This is a genomic window from Sphingomonas sp. 77B (genome assembly GCF_056497825.1).
The window spans coordinates 2,149,402-2,167,143 of the sequence record NZ_JBWMBY010000001.1 but is presented as its reverse complement, the minus strand read 5'-3'; the positions used below and the strand labels follow the sequence as shown (position 1 = coordinate 2,167,143).

At 67.1% G+C, this 17,742-nt stretch carries 21 protein-coding genes; 14 read left to right on the top strand and 7 right to left on the bottom strand.

What is annotated here, in order from left to right; all coding sequences use genetic code 11:
• The first annotated feature begins 26 nt into the window (after positions 1-26).
• The 5 genes from pyrE to AC1GI4_RS10185 all read left to right on the top strand — a co-directional run bounded on the left by pyrE (position 27) and on the right by AC1GI4_RS10185 (position 3,945).
• Positions 27-611 carry an orotate phosphoribosyltransferase gene (gene pyrE / locus AC1GI4_RS10205; protein WP_294270727.1) on the top strand — a complete coding sequence of 195 codons (585 nt, stop codon included), beginning with the start codon at positions 27-29 and terminating at the stop codon, positions 609-611.
• A complete protein-coding gene (locus AC1GI4_RS10200; protein WP_479629420.1) occupies positions 608-1,336 on the top strand; it encodes a pyridoxine 5'-phosphate synthase in 729 nt (242 codons plus the stop codon). The genes pyrE and AC1GI4_RS10200 overlap by 4 nt, the downstream gene beginning before the upstream one ends.
• 133 nt (positions 1,337-1,469) lie before the next feature.
• A complete protein-coding gene (gene acpS, locus AC1GI4_RS10195; protein ID WP_294270735.1) occupies positions 1,470-1,880 on the top strand; it encodes a holo-ACP synthase in 411 nt (136 codons plus the stop codon).
• Entirely contained in the window at positions 1,877-2,863 is a 987-nt protein-coding gene (gene lepB, locus AC1GI4_RS10190; RefSeq protein ID WP_479629419.1) for a signal peptidase I, read from the top strand. The genes acpS and lepB overlap by 4 nt, the downstream gene beginning before the upstream one ends.
• Positions 2,860-3,945: an AI-2E family transporter gene (locus tag AC1GI4_RS10185; RefSeq protein WP_479629418.1), complete on the top strand. Its 1,086-nt coding sequence runs from the start codon at positions 2,860-2,862 to the stop codon at positions 3,943-3,945. The genes lepB and AC1GI4_RS10185 overlap by 4 nt, the downstream gene beginning before the upstream one ends.
• A gap of 12 nt (positions 3,946-3,957) precedes the next feature.
• Here the strand turns inward: AC1GI4_RS10185 and AC1GI4_RS10180 are convergent, their stop codons facing one another.
• Positions 3,958-5,067, bottom strand: coding sequence for a glycosyltransferase (locus tag AC1GI4_RS10180; protein ID WP_479629417.1), 1,110 nt, complete (start codon positions 5,065-5,067; stop codon positions 3,958-3,960).
• 210 nt (positions 5,068-5,277) lie between these two features.
• Between AC1GI4_RS10180 and AC1GI4_RS10175 the strand changes: the two genes are divergently transcribed.
• From AC1GI4_RS10175 to AC1GI4_RS10160, 4 genes are all read left to right on the top strand, one after another.
• Entirely contained in the window at positions 5,278-6,234 is a 957-nt protein-coding gene (locus AC1GI4_RS10175) for a hypothetical protein (protein WP_294270745.1), read from the top strand.
• Positions 6,231-6,758, top strand: a complete 528-nt coding sequence (locus AC1GI4_RS10170) for a DUF2141 domain-containing protein (protein WP_294270748.1) — start codon at positions 6,231-6,233, stop codon at positions 6,756-6,758. Before AC1GI4_RS10175 ends, AC1GI4_RS10170 begins: the two co-directional genes overlap by 4 nt.
• A gap of 10 nt (positions 6,759-6,768) precedes the next feature.
• Positions 6,769-7,953, top strand: a complete 1,185-nt coding sequence (locus tag AC1GI4_RS10165) for a glycosyltransferase (protein ID WP_294270750.1) — start codon at positions 6,769-6,771, stop codon at positions 7,951-7,953.
• A gap of 68 nt (positions 7,954-8,021) precedes the next feature.
• Positions 8,022-8,477: a hypothetical protein gene (locus AC1GI4_RS10160; protein WP_294270753.1), complete on the top strand. Its 456-nt coding sequence runs from the start codon at positions 8,022-8,024 to the stop codon at positions 8,475-8,477.
• Between the two features lies 1 nt (position 8,478).
• Here the strand turns inward: AC1GI4_RS10160 and AC1GI4_RS10155 are convergent, their stop codons facing one another.
• The 3 genes from AC1GI4_RS10155 to ubiG all read right to left on the bottom strand — a co-directional run bounded on the left by AC1GI4_RS10155 (position 8,479) and on the right by ubiG (position 11,552).
• On the bottom strand, positions 8,479-9,216 hold the full coding sequence (locus tag AC1GI4_RS10155; protein ID WP_479629416.1) for a DUF2334 domain-containing protein: 738 nt from the start codon (positions 9,214-9,216) through the stop codon (positions 8,479-8,481).
• Positions 9,213-10,652 (bottom strand): ArnT family glycosyltransferase, encoded by a 1,440-nt coding sequence (locus tag AC1GI4_RS10150; RefSeq protein ID WP_479629415.1) that lies wholly within the window; start codon positions 10,650-10,652, stop codon positions 9,213-9,215. Before AC1GI4_RS10150 ends, AC1GI4_RS10155 begins: the two co-directional genes overlap by 4 nt.
• Before the next feature lie 162 nt (positions 10,653-10,814).
• Complete coding sequence (ubiG, locus tag AC1GI4_RS10145; protein ID WP_479629414.1) at positions 10,815-11,552, bottom strand: bifunctional 2-polyprenyl-6-hydroxyphenol methylase/3-demethylubiquinol 3-O-methyltransferase UbiG; 738 nt, start codon at positions 11,550-11,552, stop codon at positions 10,815-10,817.
• 54 nt (positions 11,553-11,606) lie between these two features.
• Here ubiG and AC1GI4_RS10140 point away from each other — a divergent pair, with 54 nt between their 5' ends.
• The 3 genes from AC1GI4_RS10140 to AC1GI4_RS10130 all read left to right on the top strand — a co-directional run bounded on the left by AC1GI4_RS10140 (position 11,607) and on the right by AC1GI4_RS10130 (position 15,418).
• Positions 11,607-12,857: an aspartate kinase gene (locus AC1GI4_RS10140; RefSeq protein ID WP_479629413.1), complete on the top strand. Its 1,251-nt coding sequence runs from the start codon at positions 11,607-11,609 to the stop codon at positions 12,855-12,857.
• Between the two features lie 347 nt (positions 12,858-13,204).
• Entirely contained in the window at positions 13,205-14,191 is a 987-nt protein-coding gene (locus AC1GI4_RS10135) for an NAD(P)H-dependent flavin oxidoreductase (protein WP_479630389.1), read from the top strand.
• 429 nt (positions 14,192-14,620) lie between these two features.
• A complete protein-coding gene (locus AC1GI4_RS10130) occupies positions 14,621-15,418 on the top strand; it encodes a hypothetical protein (protein WP_479629412.1) in 798 nt (265 codons plus the stop codon).
• 6 nt (positions 15,419-15,424) lie between these two features.
• Here AC1GI4_RS10130 and AC1GI4_RS10125 read toward each other — a convergent pair whose 3' ends face one another.
• Genes AC1GI4_RS10125 through AC1GI4_RS10115 form a run of 3 tightly spaced genes read right to left on the bottom strand, consistent with a single transcriptional unit; the run spans position 15,425 to position 16,482 of the window.
• A complete protein-coding gene (locus AC1GI4_RS10125; protein ID WP_479629411.1) occupies positions 15,425-15,631 on the bottom strand; it encodes a helix-turn-helix transcriptional regulator in 207 nt (68 codons plus the stop codon).
• On the bottom strand, positions 15,628-16,050 hold the full coding sequence (locus tag AC1GI4_RS10120) for a hypothetical protein (protein WP_433909458.1): 423 nt from the start codon (positions 16,048-16,050) through the stop codon (positions 15,628-15,630). Before AC1GI4_RS10120 ends, AC1GI4_RS10125 begins: the two co-directional genes overlap by 4 nt.
• Positions 16,051-16,077: 27 nt before the next feature.
• Complete coding sequence (locus AC1GI4_RS10115; RefSeq protein WP_433909459.1) at positions 16,078-16,482, bottom strand: hypothetical protein; 405 nt, start codon at positions 16,480-16,482, stop codon at positions 16,078-16,080.
• Between the two features lie 98 nt (positions 16,483-16,580).
• Between AC1GI4_RS10115 and AC1GI4_RS10110 the strand changes: the two genes are divergently transcribed.
• Both AC1GI4_RS10110 and tolQ read left to right on the top strand, forming a co-directional pair.
• Positions 16,581-17,051 (top strand): YbgC/FadM family acyl-CoA thioesterase, encoded by a 471-nt coding sequence (locus AC1GI4_RS10110; protein WP_433909460.1) that lies wholly within the window; start codon positions 16,581-16,583, stop codon positions 17,049-17,051.
• On the top strand, positions 17,048-17,740 hold the full coding sequence (gene tolQ, locus AC1GI4_RS10105; protein ID WP_479629410.1) for a protein TolQ: 693 nt from the start codon (positions 17,048-17,050) through the stop codon (positions 17,738-17,740). Before AC1GI4_RS10110 ends, tolQ begins: the two co-directional genes overlap by 4 nt.
• Positions 17,741-17,742: the final 2 nt, after the last annotated feature.

Genomic DNA, 17,742 nt, shown 5'->3' with positions numbered 1-17,742 from the left:
CATCTGATCGATGCCGGAGTTGCCCCATGACCGATGAAGACGTCCTTGCCGAGTTCCGCGCCGCCGAGGCGCTGCTCGAAGGGCATTTCATCCTCTCCTCCGGCCTGCGCAGCCCGCGTTACTTGCAATGCGCGCGCGTCCTGATGGACCCGGCCCGCGCGGCGCGGCTCTGCGAGGCGGTGGCGGCGAAGATCCCGGCCGACATCAAGGCGCAGATCGGCGCCGTCGTCGCCCCGGCGATGGGCGGCGTCATCGTCGGCCATGAAATGGCCCGTGCGCTGGGTGTGCCCGGCATGTTCCTGGAGCGGCCCGAGGGAACCTTCCACCTGCGCCGCGGCTTCCGCCTGGAGAAGGGGCAGAAGGTGCTGATGATGGAAGACGTGGTCACGACCGGCCTGTCCAGCCGCGAGGCGATCGCCGCCATCGCGCGCGAGGGTGGCGAGACGATCGCGGCGGCCTCGCTGGTCGATCGCTCGAACGGCACCGCCGATCTGGGCGTGCCTTTCTTCCCGCTGATCCGACTCGACGTGCCAAGCTACGCCGCCGACGATCTGCCGCCCGAACTGGCGGCGATCCCCGCGATCAAGCCGGGGAGCCGCGCGGCGGCATGACCGAGCATTTGCGCCTGGGCGTCAATATCGACCATGTCGCGACCGTGCGGAATGCGCGCGGCGCGGGCTATCCCGATCCGGTCAAGGCGGCGCTGATCGCGGCGCAAGCGGGCGCGGACGGCATTACCGCACATCTGCGCGAGGATCGGCGGCACATCACCGACGACGATATCGCGCGGCTGTCGGCCGAGCTGACCGTGCCGCTCAACCTGGAGATGGCCGCGACCGAGGAGATGCTCGCCATCGCGCTGAAGCATCGCCCTCACGCCGCGTGCATCGTGCCGGAAAAGCGCGAGGAGCGGACGACCGAGGGCGGCCTCGACGCCGCCGGACAGCGCGAATGGCTGGCCCCCATGGTGGCGAAGCTCGGTGAGGCGGGCATCCGCGTCTCGTTGTTCATCGAGCCCGATCCTCGCCAGATCGAGGCGGCGCTGCACCTGCGGGTGCCGGTCGTGGAGTTGCACACCGGGCGTTATGCCGAGTTGGACGGCGAGGCGCGCAGCGTGGAACTGCGCCGCCTGTCGGACGCCGCGGCGCTGGCGGCGAAGAACGGGATCGAGGTTCATGCCGGGCATGGCCTGACCTATGACAATGTCGCACCGATCGCGGCGATCCCGCAGGTGCGCGAGCTGAACATCGGGCATTTCCTGATTGCGGACGCGGTGTTTGTCGGCCTGCCCGAAGTGGTGCGCAAGATGCGCGCCGCGATGGACCTGGCGCGGTGAATCCTCCCCGGAACGGGGAGGGGGACCGCCGCGCAGCGGTGGTGGAGGGGGCTCTCCACCACGGGTGTCCTTTGGCGAACTCCCCCTCCACCAGCCTGCGGCTGGTCCCCCTCCCCGTGCCGGGGAGGATTTCGTGATTATCGGTCTCGGCTCGGACCTCTGCAATATCGAGCGGATTCAGGCCGCGCTGGATCGGCATGGCGGCCGGTTCGAGGCGCGCTGTTTCACCGATATCGAGCAGGCCAAGGCGGCCAGGCGTCCCTTCACCCGCGCGGGCACCTACGCCAAGCGCTTCGCCGCCAAGGAAGCCTTTTCCAAGGCGATCGGCACCGGCTTTGCGCAAGGCGTGTTCATGCGCGACATCGGTGTGGTGAACCTGCCCGGCGGTGCGCCGACCCTGTCATTGACCGGCGGCGCGCGCGAACGGCTTGACGCGATGACCCCGGCGGGCCACGTCGCCCATATTCACTTGACCATGACCGACGATCACCCCTGGGCGCAGGCCTTTGTCGTGATCGAGGCACGACCGGAAGTTTCCGCATGAAGGACGCGGTGTTGGACACGAACCCAGGCTCACCCGCCGACCCGAGGGTGAGCGCACCGCCGCCGACCCAGACGCCACCACAGACTCCGGCCAAGAAGAAGGGCACCGACTGGTGGTCCGAGGTCAAGGGGCTGTTCTGGCTGTTGCTGATCGTGCTGGGCTTCCACAGTTTCATCGCCAAGCCCTTCTACATCCCGTCCGAATCGATGCTGCCGGGCCTGCGCGTCGGCGATCGGCTGGTCGTCAGCAAGTTCGCCTATGGCTGGTCCTATGTCTCGCCGACCATTCCCAATCCGATCGCGATCTTCAAATCGGTGGTCCTGCGTCAGCCCGAGGCGAGCTGGAGCTATCAGTTGCCCTTCATCCATGGCCGGTTGTTCGGCTCGCTGCCCAAGCGCGGCGATGTCGTGATCGTGACGCCGCCGGGCACGCATAACGACTATATCAAGCGGGTGATCGGCCTGCCGGGTGATACGCTGCAGGTGCGCGATGGCGTGGTGATCCTGAATGGCAAGCCGGTGCAGCGCGGGCCGATCCACTATATCGACATTCCGATCGACACGAACAGCCCGTGTACCGACTATGGCGACCAGGCGCGCGTCCGCACCGCCGGTGGCCAATGGGTCTGCCACCTGCCGATCGTGACCGAGACGCTGCCCAATGGCCGCCGCTACGATACGGTCGAACTGGGCTGGAGCCCGGGTGACAATTACGGGCCGATCAGGATTCCGGCCGACCATGTCTTCCTGATGGGCGACAACCGCGATCGCTCGGCCGACAGCCGCTTCTCGCTGGCCGAGCTGGGGCTGGGCGGGCCGGTGCCGTATGAGAATATCGGCGGCCGTGCCGAGTTCGTGACCTTCAGCCTGGATGGTGACACGACGCTCAACCCGCTGACCTGGTGGAGCTCGCTGCGTTCGGGCCGGGCGGGCCTGTCGCTGCATCCGACCACCGTCAAGGTGGCGGACGGCAAGAGCCAATGAGCGATCCGGCCCCGCTGACCGACCGCCCGGCGCCTGTCGAATTCCGCGAAGGCTTTGTCCGGCGGGAGCTGACCCGGGCGGCGATCTGGCTGGGGCTGATCGCGGCGATGGCGGTCACGGTCCTGCTGGTCCAGCCGCTGCTGGTGATTTTCGCCGGACTGGTATTCGCCACGCTGCTCGACGGCGGGGTGCGACTGCTCGGCCGGGTGTTGCCGATCGGGCGCGGCTGGCGGTTGCTGATCGTCGTGCTGGCGGTGGTCGCCTTCCTGCTCAGCACCTTCTACCTGACCGGCGTCGAGATGACGCAGCAGGTGACCCAGCTTCGCTCCACGCTGGAGACGCAGGCGGGCAAGGTCACCGGCTGGCTGTCGTCGCAGGGGCTGATGCCTGGCACGTCGGACATCAACGGCCTGTTGAAGCAGTCGGTCGGGTCGATCGGCAAGCTGACCTCCTGGGTCGGGACCGCGGTGGGCGCGGTCACGACGATGTTCATGATCCTCATCATCGGCCTGTTCCTGGCGATGGACCCCGAAGGTTATGCGCGCGGCCTGCAATGGTTCGTGCCGCGCGCCGCCCGCGCGGAGTTTGCGATCACGCAGGGCCGCGTCATGTTCACGTTGCGCCGCCTGCTCGCCGGGCGTCTGCTGGGCATGGCGGTGGAGGGGGTGCTGACCGGCATCGCGCTGATGATCGGGGGCGTGCCGATGGCGCTGCTGCTGGGCATCATCGCCGGTATCCTGGCCTTCATCCCCAATATCGGTGCGATCATCACCGGCACGCTGATGATCGCGGTCGGCTTTTCGGCAGGGCAGGATGCGGGCTTCTGGGCGATCGGCACCTATCTGATCGTGCAGACCTTCGACGGCTATGTCGTGGTGCCGATGGTCGCCAAGCGGACGGTCGACCTGCCGCCCGCACTGACCCTGTCGACCCAGATCATGGCGAGCGCGCTGTTCGGCATCCTCGGGCTGGCGCTGGCCGATCCGATGACCGCGATGGCTAAGTCCGCGCTGCAACGCCGCTCCGAGCGTGAGGCGGAGCAGGACGACGATGCGGTGCGCGCCGAGTCGGAGGCCTCGTAGGCCCCGCCCGTCCTACCAGACCAGCGCGGGTTCCAGTGGTCCTGTCGCACCGATCCCGCGACGCGCGCGGGCCGCGACGATCGAATCGAACAGCGCCAGATAGCGGTCGGCCGAATCCTGCCCCGGTTGCGGCACCGGCTCGGGCCGCAGCGCCACGGGATCGAGCCAGTGACGCAGCGCCGCGACCAGCGCGCCCAGATCCTCGCGCGGCACGATCGTGCCCAGCGCGCGATGGGCCACGATCTCATGCACCGCGGGGCTCGAATCCGTGGCGACGACGGGCGTGCCGACCGCCAGAGCCTCGCGCAATACGCCGGGTACGCCCTCATAGTCGGAGGGAAGCGCCACCACCTGCGCCGCCGCCATCGCGGCGGGGGCATCGGCGCTATGGCCGGGCAGGGAGACCCGGTGCGACAGACCCAGTATCTCGATTTGCGCGGTGAGCGCCGGGCGCAGACTGCCCTCGCCCAGGATGGTCAGGCCGATATCCTCGGGCAGATGGGTCATCGCGGTAATCAGCCGGTCCCAGCGCTTCTGCGGCTCCAGTCGCCCGACGCCCAGGATGCGGCGGCCCGGCGTCGTGGCGCGCGGCACCGTAGCGGGATCGAGCCGCGTCGGTGGATTGGGGATGACCGCGACCGACAGTCCGGTCGCGCCTTGCGCCTCGCGCGCGGTCGCGGGCGTCATCGCGACCAGCGCATCCAGAAACAGGCGGTGCCCCGCCAGCCATTGCCGTTGGCCCCAGGCGATCAAAGGCGCCTGGTCGCCGCGATCGACGGCATTGGACATCTTGGCCACGATCGGCGGACAGGATCCCGCCAGCCGCGCCCATGTCCATGCTGCCATGGCGGTATAATGATTGCCCGGACAGAAGACGATGTCAGGCCGCGCCCGGGCGATGATCGCGGGCAAGGCGCTGCACAGCCCGCCATAGCGCTGATGCCCCAGCGTCACCGTCTCAACGCCCAGGGGCACGCCGCCTTGGAACTGCCCGCCCTCGTCGCCCAGGATCAGCGTGACCCGCCGTCCCCGGTCGAGCCACCCCGGCAACATGCGCCCCAGCGCCGCCTCGACACCGCCGCGCATCGCCAGGGCATAGGTCAGGATGTGATCGGCGGGCATAGGCTCCGGCAGAAAAGGCGTGTCGATATGGGAGCGCTAATCGCCGGTTGTCGCGCAATTATGTCAGGTTCAGCCCTAAGGTGGACACAATCGCGCGACAGAGGATGAATTCTTATTCAGGTGCGAGAAAGCAGTGTTGAGGTTAGCGGGCGCCGCCGGCGAACGCCGCCGAGGAATCTCCATAACGTGCAGAATGAACGAGATGATCCCATGACCCCGCAGCAGGTCCTGCCTGTCGGCCCGTTGCCCGGAGCGGGCGGCGACCATGGCCCGGTGGCGCGCGATATGGCCGCGCTGGAGCCGTTGAAGACGGTCAAGAACCGTTGGCCGGCCATCATCGGCGGGCTGCTGACCGCGGCCATGATCGTCGGGCTGGGGCATGAGCTGCTGGGTCGCGGCCTGGTCGGTCTCAGCCATTCGGTGCCGACCAACCCGCTGTTCTACGTCGTCTTCTTCGGCCTCTACATGGCGCTGCCGATCGGCGACTACATCATCTTCCGGCGGCTGTGGGGCATTCCGATCAGCGGCATGGCGGCGCTGATCCGCAAGCGGATCGCGAACGAAGTGGCGTTCAGCTACTCGGGCGAGGCCTATTTCTACGCCTGGGCGCGGGCCAATGCGAAGATGGTCGCCGCCCCCTTCGGCGCGGTGAAGGATGTCGGCATCCTGTCGGCCATCGCGGGCAATGCGATCACCCTGCTGATGATCTGCCTCGCCCTGCCGGTCGGGCGCGAGCTGTTGACGGCGGAGCAGTTACGGCTGGTCTGGGGATCGATCGCGATCGTCATGGCGACCTCGCTGCCCTTCCTGATCTTTTCGCGGCGGGTCTTCTCGCTCGACCGCAAGACCCTGTGGTGGGTCTTCATGGTCCATTGCGTCCGCCTGATCGCCAATTCGCTGCTGGTCGCGCTGGCATGGCATTACGGCATGCCGAGCGTGTCGCTGGGCATGTGGCTGTTCCTGTCGGCGGCGCGGCTGCTCGTTTCGCGTCTGCCGCTGGTGCCCAACAAGGACCTTCTTTTCGCCAATTTCGCGATCCTGTTGATCGGGCAGGATCAGGAACTGAGCGAGCTGATCGCCTTCACCGCGGCGCTGACCCTGTTGGTCCATGTCGTGCTGATCGCAGGGTTCGGTCTGACGGCACTGGTTCGGAAGGTACGCGCATGACTCGCGTGATGACGATGATGACGGCGGCGATGGTCGCACTGGCGACGGTGCCGCAGGCGGCGGGCGCGCAGGTGCTGGGCAGCGATGCGGCGGCCTGCACCGGCGGCGGCGGTCCTGCCATCCTGGCGCGGATCGAAGGGCTGAAGGACCGAAAGGGCAACCTCAAGCTGGAACTCTATCCAGCGAACGAGGAGGATTTCCTTCAGGACGACGGCGTGCTGGTGCGCGCGGGCAAGACGTTCCGCCGCGTCCAGGTGCCGACCCCCGCAACGGGCGCGCGGGTCGAGATGTGCATCCGCGTGCCGCATCCCGGCCGCTATGCGCTGCTCTTCACCCATGACCGCGACGGCAAGAACAAGTTCAACTTCTGGAGCGACGGCGCGGGCTTCCCGGCCAATACCAAGCTGGGTCGCCGCAAGCCGCCGCTCGCCTCCGCGCTGATCGACGTGCCCAACGGGGTGGCGACGACGACCATCCGTGCCCAATATCTGCGGGGGCTGGGTGGTTTCGGCCCGGTGGAGTAAGGAACGGGCGATGCGCATCGTCGACGTCAACGAATTCTACTCCCCCACCGGCGGGGGCGTGCGGACCTATATCGACCGCAAGATGTCGATTCTGGCCGAGATGGGCCATGAGCTGATCGTGCTCGCCCCCGGCACCGAGGACCGGGTCGAGGAGCGTCCCGGCGGCGGCAAGATCATCTATGTGAAGGCGCCGCGCCTGATACTGGACACCAATTACGGCATGTTCTGGGACTCCGCGCCGGTCTGCCAGCTGCTCGACGAGCTGGACCCCGACATCGTCGAGGTGTCTTCGCCCGCCAAGCCGGCCTGGTTCGTCGCCAGCTGGCAGGGGCGCGCGAAGAAGGTCTTCTTCATGCATAACGACAATGTCGGCACCTATCCGGTTCGCTGGCTGGACGGCATCGTCGCGCAGGAGCGGGTGGAGGACTGGTTCAGCTGGTACAGCCGCTACATGAACCGCTTCCTCGACCATTACGACCTGGTGCTGTCCAACGGCCCGGCGCTGGTGAAGCGTCTGGGCAAGCGCGGCGTGCGGGTGGACGAGGGGATTCCGCTGGGCATCGAGCGGCATTTCTTCTCGCCCGACCACCGCGACGAACGGCTGCGCGCCGCGCTGCTGGCGCAGTGTGCGCTGCCGGAGGACGCGCATCTGCTGCTGGGGCTGGGGCGGCATCATCCCGAAAAGCGCTGGCCGATGGTCATCGACGCGGTCGAGCGCGTGGCCTCGACCCGGCCGGTCGGCCTGATCCTGATCGGCGGCGGCGTCGCCAGCCGGACGCTGGAGAAGCGGATCGCAGGGAGCCCGCATATCCGCCTGTTCCGCCCGGTCTATGACCGCCCGCGCCTGGCGCGGATCATGGCGAGCTGCGACGCGCTGGTCCATGGCTGCGAGACCGAGACGTTCGGGCTGGTGGCGTCCGAGGCGTTGGCCTCCGGCCTGCCGCTGGTGGTGCCCGATTATGGCGGCTGTGCCGAAGTCGCGAACCCGCTGTTCGCCGAAACCTTCCGCGCCCGCGACGGGGCGGCCTGTGCCGAGGCGATCGAGCGGCTGCTGGCACGCGACCAGCGCGTCCTGCGCAACGCCGCGCGCGTGGCGGCGGGCAAGGTGTTCAGCGACCGCGACCATGCCGAGGCGCTGATCGCACGCTATCAGCAATTGCTCGACGAGGGCGCGCAGTTGCAGGCCGTCGCCTAAGTCGGAACGGAGCTTTCCCAGCCCCCGAGGGTCTGTCATCATGACAAAAATGTCATGGGAGACGGTTGATGAGTCGTGGCTTCGCAGTCGTGATGGGCATCATGCTGGCATCTTCGGTCGCCGCCGAGGCGGCCGACCGTCCCCCGATCGAAAGCTGGGGCAAGCCCGGCATCGCCTTCGACCAGTATCGCGCCGATTCGGTCGAATGCGCCAAGATCGGCTATTTCCGTGACGTGTCACAGGACGAACCCGCAAAGCGGTTCATCACGGGCTTCACGGCGGCCGACAACAACCTGAACAGCGGCGGCGGTGCCAGCGATTGGATCAATTCGATCCTGCGGACCCAGCCCGACCGACAAAAGCGCCGACTTCATGCGATCCAGCTCGGCGATGTCGAGCGCTGCCTGGCGGACAAGGGTTATTCCCGCTTCCGGCTCTCGCGCAGCGAGGTGAAGACGCTGGCCCGCTATCCGCGTGGGTCGGAGGCACGGCAACGCTACCTCCATACCCTCGCCGCGCGCTGATTCAGGCGGCGAGCAAATCCGCGTAGCGCGACGGCGTGTGCGTCTTCGCCAGTCGCGCATAGGTCTTGTCGATGCTGTCGAGCAGAGCGGGCACGCTATTGTCGCCCGGATGCACCGCGACTCGGGCGACCGGGGTCGGGCGCAGGCCGTGGCGCAGTACGGCGGCGGCGGCGAGCGAACTGAGCTGGCGACCGCGCGACCGGCTGGCCCAGGTGACGACGGGACCGCGTGCGATGATCTTGCCGTCCATGGGCGTCCACACGCGGAAATGATCCTCGGCCAGCCCGAAGCCCGCATCGCCCAGCGCCAGGCGCGCCTCGTCCGAATAGAGCCAGGCGGGCGCGATGAAGCCGGTCGCGCGGCGGCCGATGATATCCTCGATCAAGGCGGTGCCGCGCTGCATTCGGCGCAAGGCTTCGGCGCGGTCCAAGCCGACGAACTCGCCTTCGCCCGCGGTCATGTGCTTGGCCTTCAGCGCGGTCTTCTGATCGGTGTGGACCATGTCGTCCTTATGCGACCAGCCATGGACGAACATCTCGATCCCCATATCCGCCCAGCCCCGCAGGCGCGTGGCAAAGGGCGTGCCCGGCGCGATGGGGGCGCTGTTCCAGTGATCGGGAATGACCAGCATGGCCAGGCGCGGCCCGCCGAGATGACCCGACAGCCGGTCAAACAGCGCATCGACCGCCCCCTCGAAACGGGGGGACACGTCATGGATGGAGGCGAGAAGGCGTTTCATCGCGTGGATTTATAGACGCGGATCGTCTCGTTGCCCATCGGCAGTTGTGCGGCCAGCCGATAGCCCTGCGCCATCTCCGCCAGGACGCGGGCATGCGCCTCGGGCCGCTCGCCATTATAGGGCGGGCGCATCACGACGACGGCGGGATGGTGCAAGAGGATGCGGGCGATCTCGGCATCCTGATCGACGCCGGTCGCGCCCGCCTCCCGCGCGCGGCTGAGATGTGCGGGCACGATCCAGCGCGACAGGGTGCAACGCTGGGTCGCGACATAGAGCATGGTGCTGCCCGAATAGACGTACAGACACCCCGGCCCCTTGCCGACCGCCTGGGACAGGGCAGCGAACTCGGTCGCGTCGCCGCGTTCGTGGCGCAGCGACAACAGCACGATCTGCCCCGCCAGCGCGATGGTCAGCAGCAGGGCAGGGGCGTAGCGCCGCCGCCACGCCTCATGCCCCAGCATCGCCGCCGCGGCGGTGCAGGCGGGCAGCAGGATCGGCAGGCCGTAATGATCGAACCAGGGCCGGAACAGCAGCACGCCGATCACGCCCGCGCCCAGCCAGACGGCCAGGAAAACCCGCTCGCGGTCGCGCGCCGATCGCTTGAGCCCCAGCACCGCCAGCGTGACGATCGGCGAGAGGATCAGGACCATCTGCCCCAGATTGCCCGCCAGCTCGCCCAGCGGATCGGGATTGCGGTGAAAGATCGACATGAAATTGGCGTAGAGGAACGCGTCCGACTGGCCGATCGCGGCATAGACCCCCGCCGCTAGTGCGGTCGGCGCGAGCGATACCGCCACCAGCGCCGCGCCGTACAGGACCAGCGCGACCGGCGACCGGCTCCGCCGCCATTCGCCGGCGAGCAGCCACAGGCCGAACACCATCCCTTCGAACACCGCCGAATATTTGATCTGGAGCACGATGCCGACCAGCGCCATCGCGGCAAGGCCCAGCGGGCGGGAGGCGCGCCGATCCGATTCGAGAATCGCCCAGGCCGCCGCCATCATCAGCAGATTGTAGAAGACCGGGGCCTGCCCGCCTTGCCCGCCCAGCAGGTCCAGCCACAGGATATAGGCGATCCCCGCCGCCGTCGCGCCCGCGCCCCAGCCGAATCGCTCCGCCATGCGCGCGATCAGCCACGCGGTCCCGACGACGCTGAGCAACGCCATCGCCTGATAGGCCCAGATGCCCGCCGGAAAGCCGAAGGCGGCGGGCACCGCATAGAGCAGGAATAGCCCGACCGGCTTGCGATCCCACACATCGACGAACGGCCACGCGCCCTGCCACATGGAATGGCCGGTGAAGAAGTAGAACTCCTCATCCACATGGACCACCGGATTCCCGAAGGTCAGCGCGCGGGCGGCGATGGCGACGGCAAGCAGGATCAGGAGGCGGTGGTGGCCTGGGGTGGCGGGGCGATCTATGGAAGGGCTCGACATTGGAAAAGGTCCAGAATCATTCCTCCCCTGCAAGGGGAGGGGGACCATGCGAAGCATGGTGGAGGGGTGTCCCCGGTTGTGAGGTATCCCGCTCCTACAGAGCGTGACACCCCTCCGTCAGGCCTGCGGCCTGCCACCTCCCCTTGCAGGGGAGGAATGATCCTAGCGTGTCGCGGTGATGAAATAGTCGAGTGCGGTCGAGTCGCTGACCATGAACCCCTTGGTCGGCGAGAAGCTCAGCCCCCGCACGTCGCGCACCGTCAGCCCGGCGTCGGTCAGCAGCGCGGTCAGCTCGTCGGGCGTCAGGAATTTCGACCAGTCATGCGTGCCCCTGGGGATTCGCCCGGTCCCCTCGGCCAGCGTAATCAGCGCCAGCTTCGACAAGGGCGTCCGGTTGGGCGTCGACAGGATCATCAGCCCGCCCGGCACGAGCGCATCGGCCAGCCCGCGCACGAATCGGGCCGGATCGGCGACATGCTCGATCACCTCCAGCGAGGTGACGAGGTCGAACGTCTCGCCTGCCAGCCCTTCGACGCTGCCCGCGCGATAGTGGATGTCCAGCCCCGACTGGGCGGCGTGCGCAGCGGCGACCGCGACATTCTCCGGCGCCGCGTCGAGCCCCGTCACCGCCGCGCCGAGACGGGCGAGCGGCTCGCACAGCAGCCCCGCGCCGCAGCCGACGTCGAGCGCGCGCTTGCCCGCCAGCGGCGTGAAGCCCTGTCCGTCGGCGTCCCAGTGCAGGTCGATCTGCTCGCGAATGTAACGCAGCCGGGGCGGGTTGAGTCGGTGCAGCATCGCGCTCGACCCCTTGGGGTCCCACCAATCGGCGGCCATCTTTCCGAAATGTGCGGCTTCGGCCCCAATAATGGTAGAATCGTTCAAATGGCTTGCGTTCGTCATGGGGGCTACCTATCAGGACCGCCGTTTTACCCCAAGGAGATTGGCAAAAACCGCATGGCCCGTATCGTGATGAAGTTCGGCGGCACCTCGATGGCCGGAATCGAGCGCATCCGCAACGTGGCGGCGCGGGTCAAACGCGAGGTGGAGGCTGGGCATCAGGTCGCGGTCGTCGTCTCCGCGATGGCGGGCGAGACCGACCGGCTGGTCGGTTTCTGCCGCGAGGCCTCGTCGCTCTACGATCCCCAGGAATATGACGTCGTCGTATCGGCGGGCGAACAGATCACCAGCGGGCTGCTGGCGATTACGCTCCAGGCGATGGGCGTGCCCGCGCGCTCGTGGCTGGGCTGGCAGCTGCCGATCCACACCGACACCGCCTTTGCAAAAGCGCGGATCGGCGAGATCGACACGACCGCGCTCGACGAAAGTCTGGCGGCGGGCGTGGTCGCGGTGATCCCCGGCTTCCAGGGCGTGGCCGAGGGCAACCGCGTCACGACGCTGGGCCGCGGCGGATCGGACACCAGCGCGGTGGCGGTCGCGGCGGCGATGAAGGCGGAGCGGTGCGACATCTATACCGATGTCGACGGCGTCTACACCACCGACCCGCGCATCGTGCCGCGTGCGCGCAAGCTGTCTAAGGTCACCTATGAGGAGATGCTGGAACTCGCCAGCGTCGGCGCCAAGGTGCTCCAGACCCGATCGGTGGGTCTGGCGATGAAGGAACAGGTGCGCGTGCGGGTGCTCAGCTCGTTCGACGACGCACGGGACGAAGACGGACATCGCGGCACGTTGATCGTGGGCGAAGAGGAAATCGACGATATGGAACGCCAGCTCATCACCGGCATCGCGCATGACAAGAACGAAGCCAAGATCACCCTGACCGCCGTACCCGACCGACCCGGCGCGGTGGGCTCGATCTTCGCGCCGCTCGCCGATGCGGGGATCAATGTGGACATGATCGTCCAGAACATCGCGCATTCGACCGGATCGACCGACGTGACCTTCACCGTGCCCTCGGCGGACCTGGCGCGCAGCCTGGACGTGCTGGAAAAGGGCAAGGGCGAGATCGGCTATGCCAGCCTGGTCCATGACACCCGCGTCGCCAAGATCTCGGTCGTCGGCGTCGGCATGCGCAGCCATGCGGGCGTGGCCTCGACCATGTTCCAGACGCTGGGCGCGCGCGGGATCAACATCCTTGCGATCACCACCTCGGAGATCAAGGTCAGCGTACTGATCGAAGAGGATTACACCGAACTGGCGGTGCGCGTGCTGCACACCGCTTACGGGCTGGACGCCGAGGCGGCTTAAGCGGTCCTTCCCTCCCTGGGCTCGGCTCGGGGAGGGGGCTTTCGTTCGCGCGAAGCCGCGATGACGCGAAGCGTATTCAAAAAGATTGGTTCGCGCGGAGGCGCGGAGACGCGGAGGTGGAGTATCCGGCCGCGCTGCCGTTCCTTTATCAACCATCATTGATGAAGTGATGGCGCTGCCGCGCGCAGGTCATCTCCGCGCCTTCGCGTCTCCGCGCGAACCAACTTCTTCGCGCCATCGCGGCTTCGCGTGAACCAAATCTTGCCGTCCGGCGCTGCCCACGGCATGGAGCGGCGATGACCGATACCCTCACCACCACCACCGGCGAACAGCGTCTCGCCACCCGCATGGCGCGCGGCGCGGAGTTTCTTGGTGCCGACATGGCGATCATGGCGGGTGCCATGTCCTGGGTGTCGGAGCGCAACCTCGTCTCCGCCATGTCCAACGCGGGCGGCTTCGGCGTGATCGCGTGCGGGGCGATGACCCCGGAACTGCTCGATACCGAAATCGCCGCGACCAAGGCGATGACCAGCCGCCCGTTCGGCGTGAACCTCATCACCATGCACCCGCAGCTGTTCGACCTGATCGCGGTGTGCGGCCGTCACCAGGTCGGCCATGTCGTGCTGGCCGGTGGCCTGCCGCCCAAGGGCGCGCTGGAGGCGATCAAGGAGACCGGCGCCAAGGTCATCTGCTTCGCGCCTGCGCTCAGCCTGGCCAAGAAGCTCATCCGCTCGGGCGTCGATGCGCTGGTGATCGAGGGGATGGAAGCGGGCGGCCATATCGGCCCGGTGTCGACCAGCGTGCTGGCGCAGGAGATGCTGCCCGAGATCGCCGAGCAGGTCCCCGTCTTCGTTGCGGGCGGCATCGGTCGGGGCGAGGCGATCGCTGGCTATCTCGACATGGGCGCGGCAGGCGTCCAGCTCGGCACGCGCTTCGTCTGCGCGACCGAATCGATCGCGCATCCCAATTTCAAGAAGGCGTTCATCCGCGCCTCCGCCCGCGATGCGGTGGCGAGCGTGCAGATCGACCCGCGCCTGCCGGTCATCCCGGTTCGCGCGCTGAAGAATGCGGGCGGCGAACTCTTCACCGCCAAGCAGCGCGAAGTCGCCCAGTCGCTGGACGAGGGCAAGGTCGCGATGGCCGAGGCGCAGTTGCAGATCGAACATTACTGGGCGGGGGCGCTCCGCCGCGCGGTGATCGAGGGTGATGTCGAGCATGGCTCGGTGATGGCGGGCCAGTCGGTCGGCATGGTGACCAAGGAAGAGCCGATCGCCGACATCCTGGCCCAGTTGATGGCGGAAGCCGCCGCCGCGCTGGTCGCCCGCGCGGCGTAAATCTGTTCCTTCCCTGCAAGGGGAGGGGGACCATCCGAAGGATGGTGGAGGGGTGTAACCGATTGAGAGGCAGGGCTGCCCTAACCAAGCGTGACACCCCTCCGTCAGGCGTTTGGCCTGCCACCTCCCCTTGCCGGATTCCTCTGCGAAACTCTCTCTCCACCATCCCGGCGAAGGCCGGGATCCAGTTGCCGGGCGACTGTAAGCTGCTCTTACGGTAGCCAAACTGGACCCCGGCCTCCGCCGGGGTGGTACATGTTTCCAGGCGACATGCCGACGTTCGCAGAGGAATCCCTGCAAGGGAGGAATGACCCGATTTCCAACCCTCTGACATAAGCCTCGTTTCATCGCACGAGTTACGACGCGTTAACCTTGATTCGGCATGACATCGGCGAACGGCCGGGGGCGGGTTTTCCGAGGATCAGGGTTATGGCGAAGTTGCGTTTGGTGTCGGGTGTTGCGATCGGCCTGTCTCTGGCGGGATGCGCCGCGCGCGAGACGGCCAAGGTCGCGCCGCCGCCGGTCATGGTTCCGGCCCCGCCGCAATATGTCCGTGCCCCCATGCCCGCCGGGGCGACGCCGGGGATGCGGATCCCCGTGCTGCTGCCCGATGGCAATTACGCCACGCCGAATCGCTCGCTGACCAGCGCGGCCACCGTCTGGCACCTGCGCTCGGGGCTGAACGTCGCCGCGCTGGCGTGTCGCGGGCCGGATGAGGGGCAGATCGTCAATCGCTACAACACCATGTTGACCGTGCAGCGGATCGAACTGGCGGCGGCGGAAAAGCGCTATTCGGCGGAATATCAGTCGCAGGGCGGCGACTGGCGCGACCGCTATGACGATGCGATGACCCGCCTCTACAATTTCTTCTCGATCACCCCGGTTCGCAAGACCTTCTGTGCCGCCGCCGACGAAGTGCTCGCCGATATCAGCACCGCGCCAACGACGGCGTTCGACCTGAAGGCGGCGGAGCGGCTGGAAAAGCTCAACGCGCCCTTCATCGCCTTCTTCCGCGCCTATGACGCATGGCGCAACGGCACGATGGTGCCGGTGCAGCAGGGTGTCGCCCCGCTGACCATCGCGAGCAGTGCGGCGCCCGCCGTCGCCCCCGCGAGCGCGCCGAGCGGCCCGGTCCTGTCGAGCCAGCCGGTGCCAGCCGCCAAGCCTTACACGCCGCCGGTCATCAATCCGCCGTCGCTGAAGGTCGATCCCGCCGCGATTCGCTAAGGCGGGTCAGTCGACGATCCAGAATAGCGATTCGACGGGTCGACCCAGGGCCCGCGCCAGCTTGAGCGCGAGCAGGGTCGAGGGCTGGAAGACGCCGTTCTCCACCGTGTTGATCGTCTTACGGCTGACCCCGATCGCCTCCGCGAGCGCGCCCTGGGTCAGCCCGGTCGCCTCGCGCGCGGCCTTCAGGTCGTTGCCAAGCGTCTCGTTCATCGGCTGGCGCGCAGCTCCAGCGTGGCGAAGGCGACCAGCGCGGCGGTGAGTCCGGCGGTGATGGTGATTCGTCCGATGGCGACGGCATCTATGGGGCTAAAGGAGGCGATGATCATCACCACTACAGCCGCTGCGAACATCGCCCAGAACCCTGCCGCGAAGCTCGACCGCCGATGATCGCGTGTCGTTTCGTCATTCATCAGCTTGGAAACCTCACCATAGCTGCGCCATCGGAACGGGAGGCTGGTCAGGTTAAGCGCGGTAAGGCCGATCATGACGAACCAGGGTGCGAGCCGCGATGCGCCTTCGCTATGCCCCGCTATCGCCAGAACGGCGGATACAAGGAGCATCGCCGCAAGCAGATAGCTGAGTATGGCTCTTGCCCGGCTCTTGCGTTCGGCTTTCTCGACAAGACCCATGATGTGCCTCCTGTACCGATCAGTGTGTTAACGGCTGGCGCGTAGTTCCAGCGTGGCAAAGACGATCAATGCAGCCATCAGCCCGGCGGTGATGACGACCCGAGTCGCGACGACGGCATCGAATATGTGCAAACCCGGCAGCCCGGCGATGACGGCGGCGGTGGCCAGCATCACCCAAAATCCGGCGGCGAAGCTCGACCGGCGATGGTCACGGGTCGTCTCGTCGTTGAGCAGGGGGGCGAGCTTTCTCCATTCGAAAAGTCGAATGGGCAGGCTCGTCAGGCTCAGGGCAGCCGCGCCAGCGATGACGAACCACGAGCCGTCGGAAACGCTAATCCGGGCGATGGCCACCAGCAGCAATATCAGAGCGGCAAGATAGGAGACGATTGCCCGGTCACGACTTCTGGCTTCGGCCTGCTCCGCGAGATTCACCGTGACCTCCTGTAACCTATAGGTATTATGTAACCTGTAGGTAACAGGGGCGCAAGTGCCTTCCTTCCCCCGGACGGATAGGTTAACGGGCAGTCACCATGACGGTGACGGGAGACCACCAGCCGATCGGCGGCCGCTTCGAGGGGACGGAGCATCGCTTTGCGGTGCGCGTCTATTTCGAGGATACCGACCTGTCGGGCGTGGTCTATCACGCCAACTACCTCCGCTATATGGAGCGTGCCCGCTCCGATATGCTGCGCATCGCCGGGATCGACCAGCGTGCCGCGCATGAGGCGGGGCAGGGCGCCTATGCCGTCACCGACATCGCCATCCGCTATGCCGCCTCCGCCCGGCTCGACGATGATCTGGTCGTCGAGTCCCGGTTGATCGAGGTGAGTGCGGTTCGCGTCGTCATTCATCAGACAGTCAGGTGCGGCACGGTCAAGCTGACCGACGCGCGTGTGACCGTCGCGTGGGTCGGCCCGAACGGTCGCCCGCGTCGGCAGCCCGCCGACTGGATCGCCATCTACCAACGCCTTGTCTGGCAAGGGGACACCCAACACCCATGAATCCCATCTTCAACATGGATGCCGCCAGTTTGTCGCCCGTCGCGCTGTTCATCCACGCCGACTGGGTGGTGAAGTTCGTGATGATCGGCCTGCTGCTCGCCAGCATCTGGACCTGGGCGATCATCGTCGCCTTTTCGCGCAAGCTGGCGCGCACGAAGAAGGGCATGACCCGGTTCGAACGCGATTTCTGGAAGGCGGAGGATATCGACGCCTTCCACCGGATGGAGCAGGACAATGAACTGCCCTCCGCGCGGGTCTTTTCGGCAGGCGTGCAGGAATGGCGGCGCTCGACCGCGGGCGGGCATATCGACCGCGACGGCACGCGCGAGCGCCTGGCCACCGCGATGGGATCGGCCGTGGCGGGTGAGATCGACAAGCTGTCCGACCGGCTGAACGTGCTGGCGACGGTCGGTTCGGTGGCGCCGTTCGTCGGGCTGTTCGGCACCGTCTGGGGCATCATGCGCAGCTTCACCGGCATCGCTCAGGCGCAGAACACCTCGCTGGCGGTCGTGGCACCAGGTATTTCAGAGGCGCTGTTCGCCACCGCGATCGGCCTGTTCGCCGCCATCCCGGCGGTGATCGCGTACAACCGTTTCAGCCACGGCGTGAACCGGGTCGAGGCGTCGCTGAACCGCTTCGCCGACGGCTTCCACACCACGCTCAGCCGCCAGCTCGACTCGGCGCGCTAAGG

Bases quoted from the DNA above. Each gene is read 5' to 3' on its own strand.
- pyrE (WP_294270727.1), top strand. From the start codon at position 27: ATGACCGATGAAGACGTCCTTGCCGAGTTCCGCGCCGCCGAGGCGCTG.
- AC1GI4_RS10200 (WP_479629420.1), top strand. From the start codon at position 608: ATGACCGAGCATTTGCGCCTGGGCGTCAATATCGACCATGTCGCGACC.
- lepB (WP_479629419.1), top strand. From the start codon at position 1,877: ATGAAGGACGCGGTGTTGGACACGAACCCAGGCTCACCCGCCGACCCG.
- AC1GI4_RS10185 (WP_479629418.1), top strand. From the start codon at position 2,860: ATGAGCGATCCGGCCCCGCTGACCGACCGCCCGGCGCCTGTCGAATTC.
- AC1GI4_RS10180 (WP_479629417.1), bottom strand. From the start codon at position 5,067: ATGCCCGCCGATCACATCCTGACCTATGCCCTGGCGATGCGCGGCGGT.
- AC1GI4_RS10175 (WP_294270745.1), top strand. From the start codon at position 5,278: ATGACCCCGCAGCAGGTCCTGCCTGTCGGCCCGTTGCCCGGAGCGGGC.
- AC1GI4_RS10170 (WP_294270748.1), top strand. From the start codon at position 6,231: ATGACTCGCGTGATGACGATGATGACGGCGGCGATGGTCGCACTGGCG.
- AC1GI4_RS10165 (WP_294270750.1), top strand. From the start codon at position 6,769: ATGCGCATCGTCGACGTCAACGAATTCTACTCCCCCACCGGCGGGGGC.
- AC1GI4_RS10160 (WP_294270753.1), top strand. From the start codon at position 8,022: ATGAGTCGTGGCTTCGCAGTCGTGATGGGCATCATGCTGGCATCTTCG.
- AC1GI4_RS10155 (WP_479629416.1), bottom strand. From the start codon at position 9,216: ATGAAACGCCTTCTCGCCTCCATCCATGACGTGTCCCCCCGTTTCGAG.
- AC1GI4_RS10150 (WP_479629415.1), bottom strand. From the start codon at position 10,652: ATGTCGAGCCCTTCCATAGATCGCCCCGCCACCCCAGGCCACCACCGC.
- ubiG (WP_479629414.1), bottom strand. From the start codon at position 11,552: ATGACGAACGCAAGCCATTTGAACGATTCTACCATTATTGGGGCCGAA.
- AC1GI4_RS10140 (WP_479629413.1), top strand. From the start codon at position 11,607: ATGGCCCGTATCGTGATGAAGTTCGGCGGCACCTCGATGGCCGGAATC.
- AC1GI4_RS10135 (WP_479630389.1), top strand. From the start codon at position 13,205: ATGGCGCGCGGCGCGGAGTTTCTTGGTGCCGACATGGCGATCATGGCG.
- AC1GI4_RS10130 (WP_479629412.1), top strand. From the start codon at position 14,621: ATGGCGAAGTTGCGTTTGGTGTCGGGTGTTGCGATCGGCCTGTCTCTG.
- AC1GI4_RS10125 (WP_479629411.1), bottom strand. From the start codon at position 15,631: ATGAACGAGACGCTTGGCAACGACCTGAAGGCCGCGCGCGAGGCGACC.
- AC1GI4_RS10120 (WP_433909458.1), bottom strand. From the start codon at position 16,050: ATGGGTCTTGTCGAGAAAGCCGAACGCAAGAGCCGGGCAAGAGCCATA.
- AC1GI4_RS10110 (WP_433909460.1), top strand. From the start codon at position 16,581: ATGACGGTGACGGGAGACCACCAGCCGATCGGCGGCCGCTTCGAGGGG.
- tolQ (WP_479629410.1), top strand. From the start codon at position 17,048: ATGAATCCCATCTTCAACATGGATGCCGCCAGTTTGTCGCCCGTCGCG.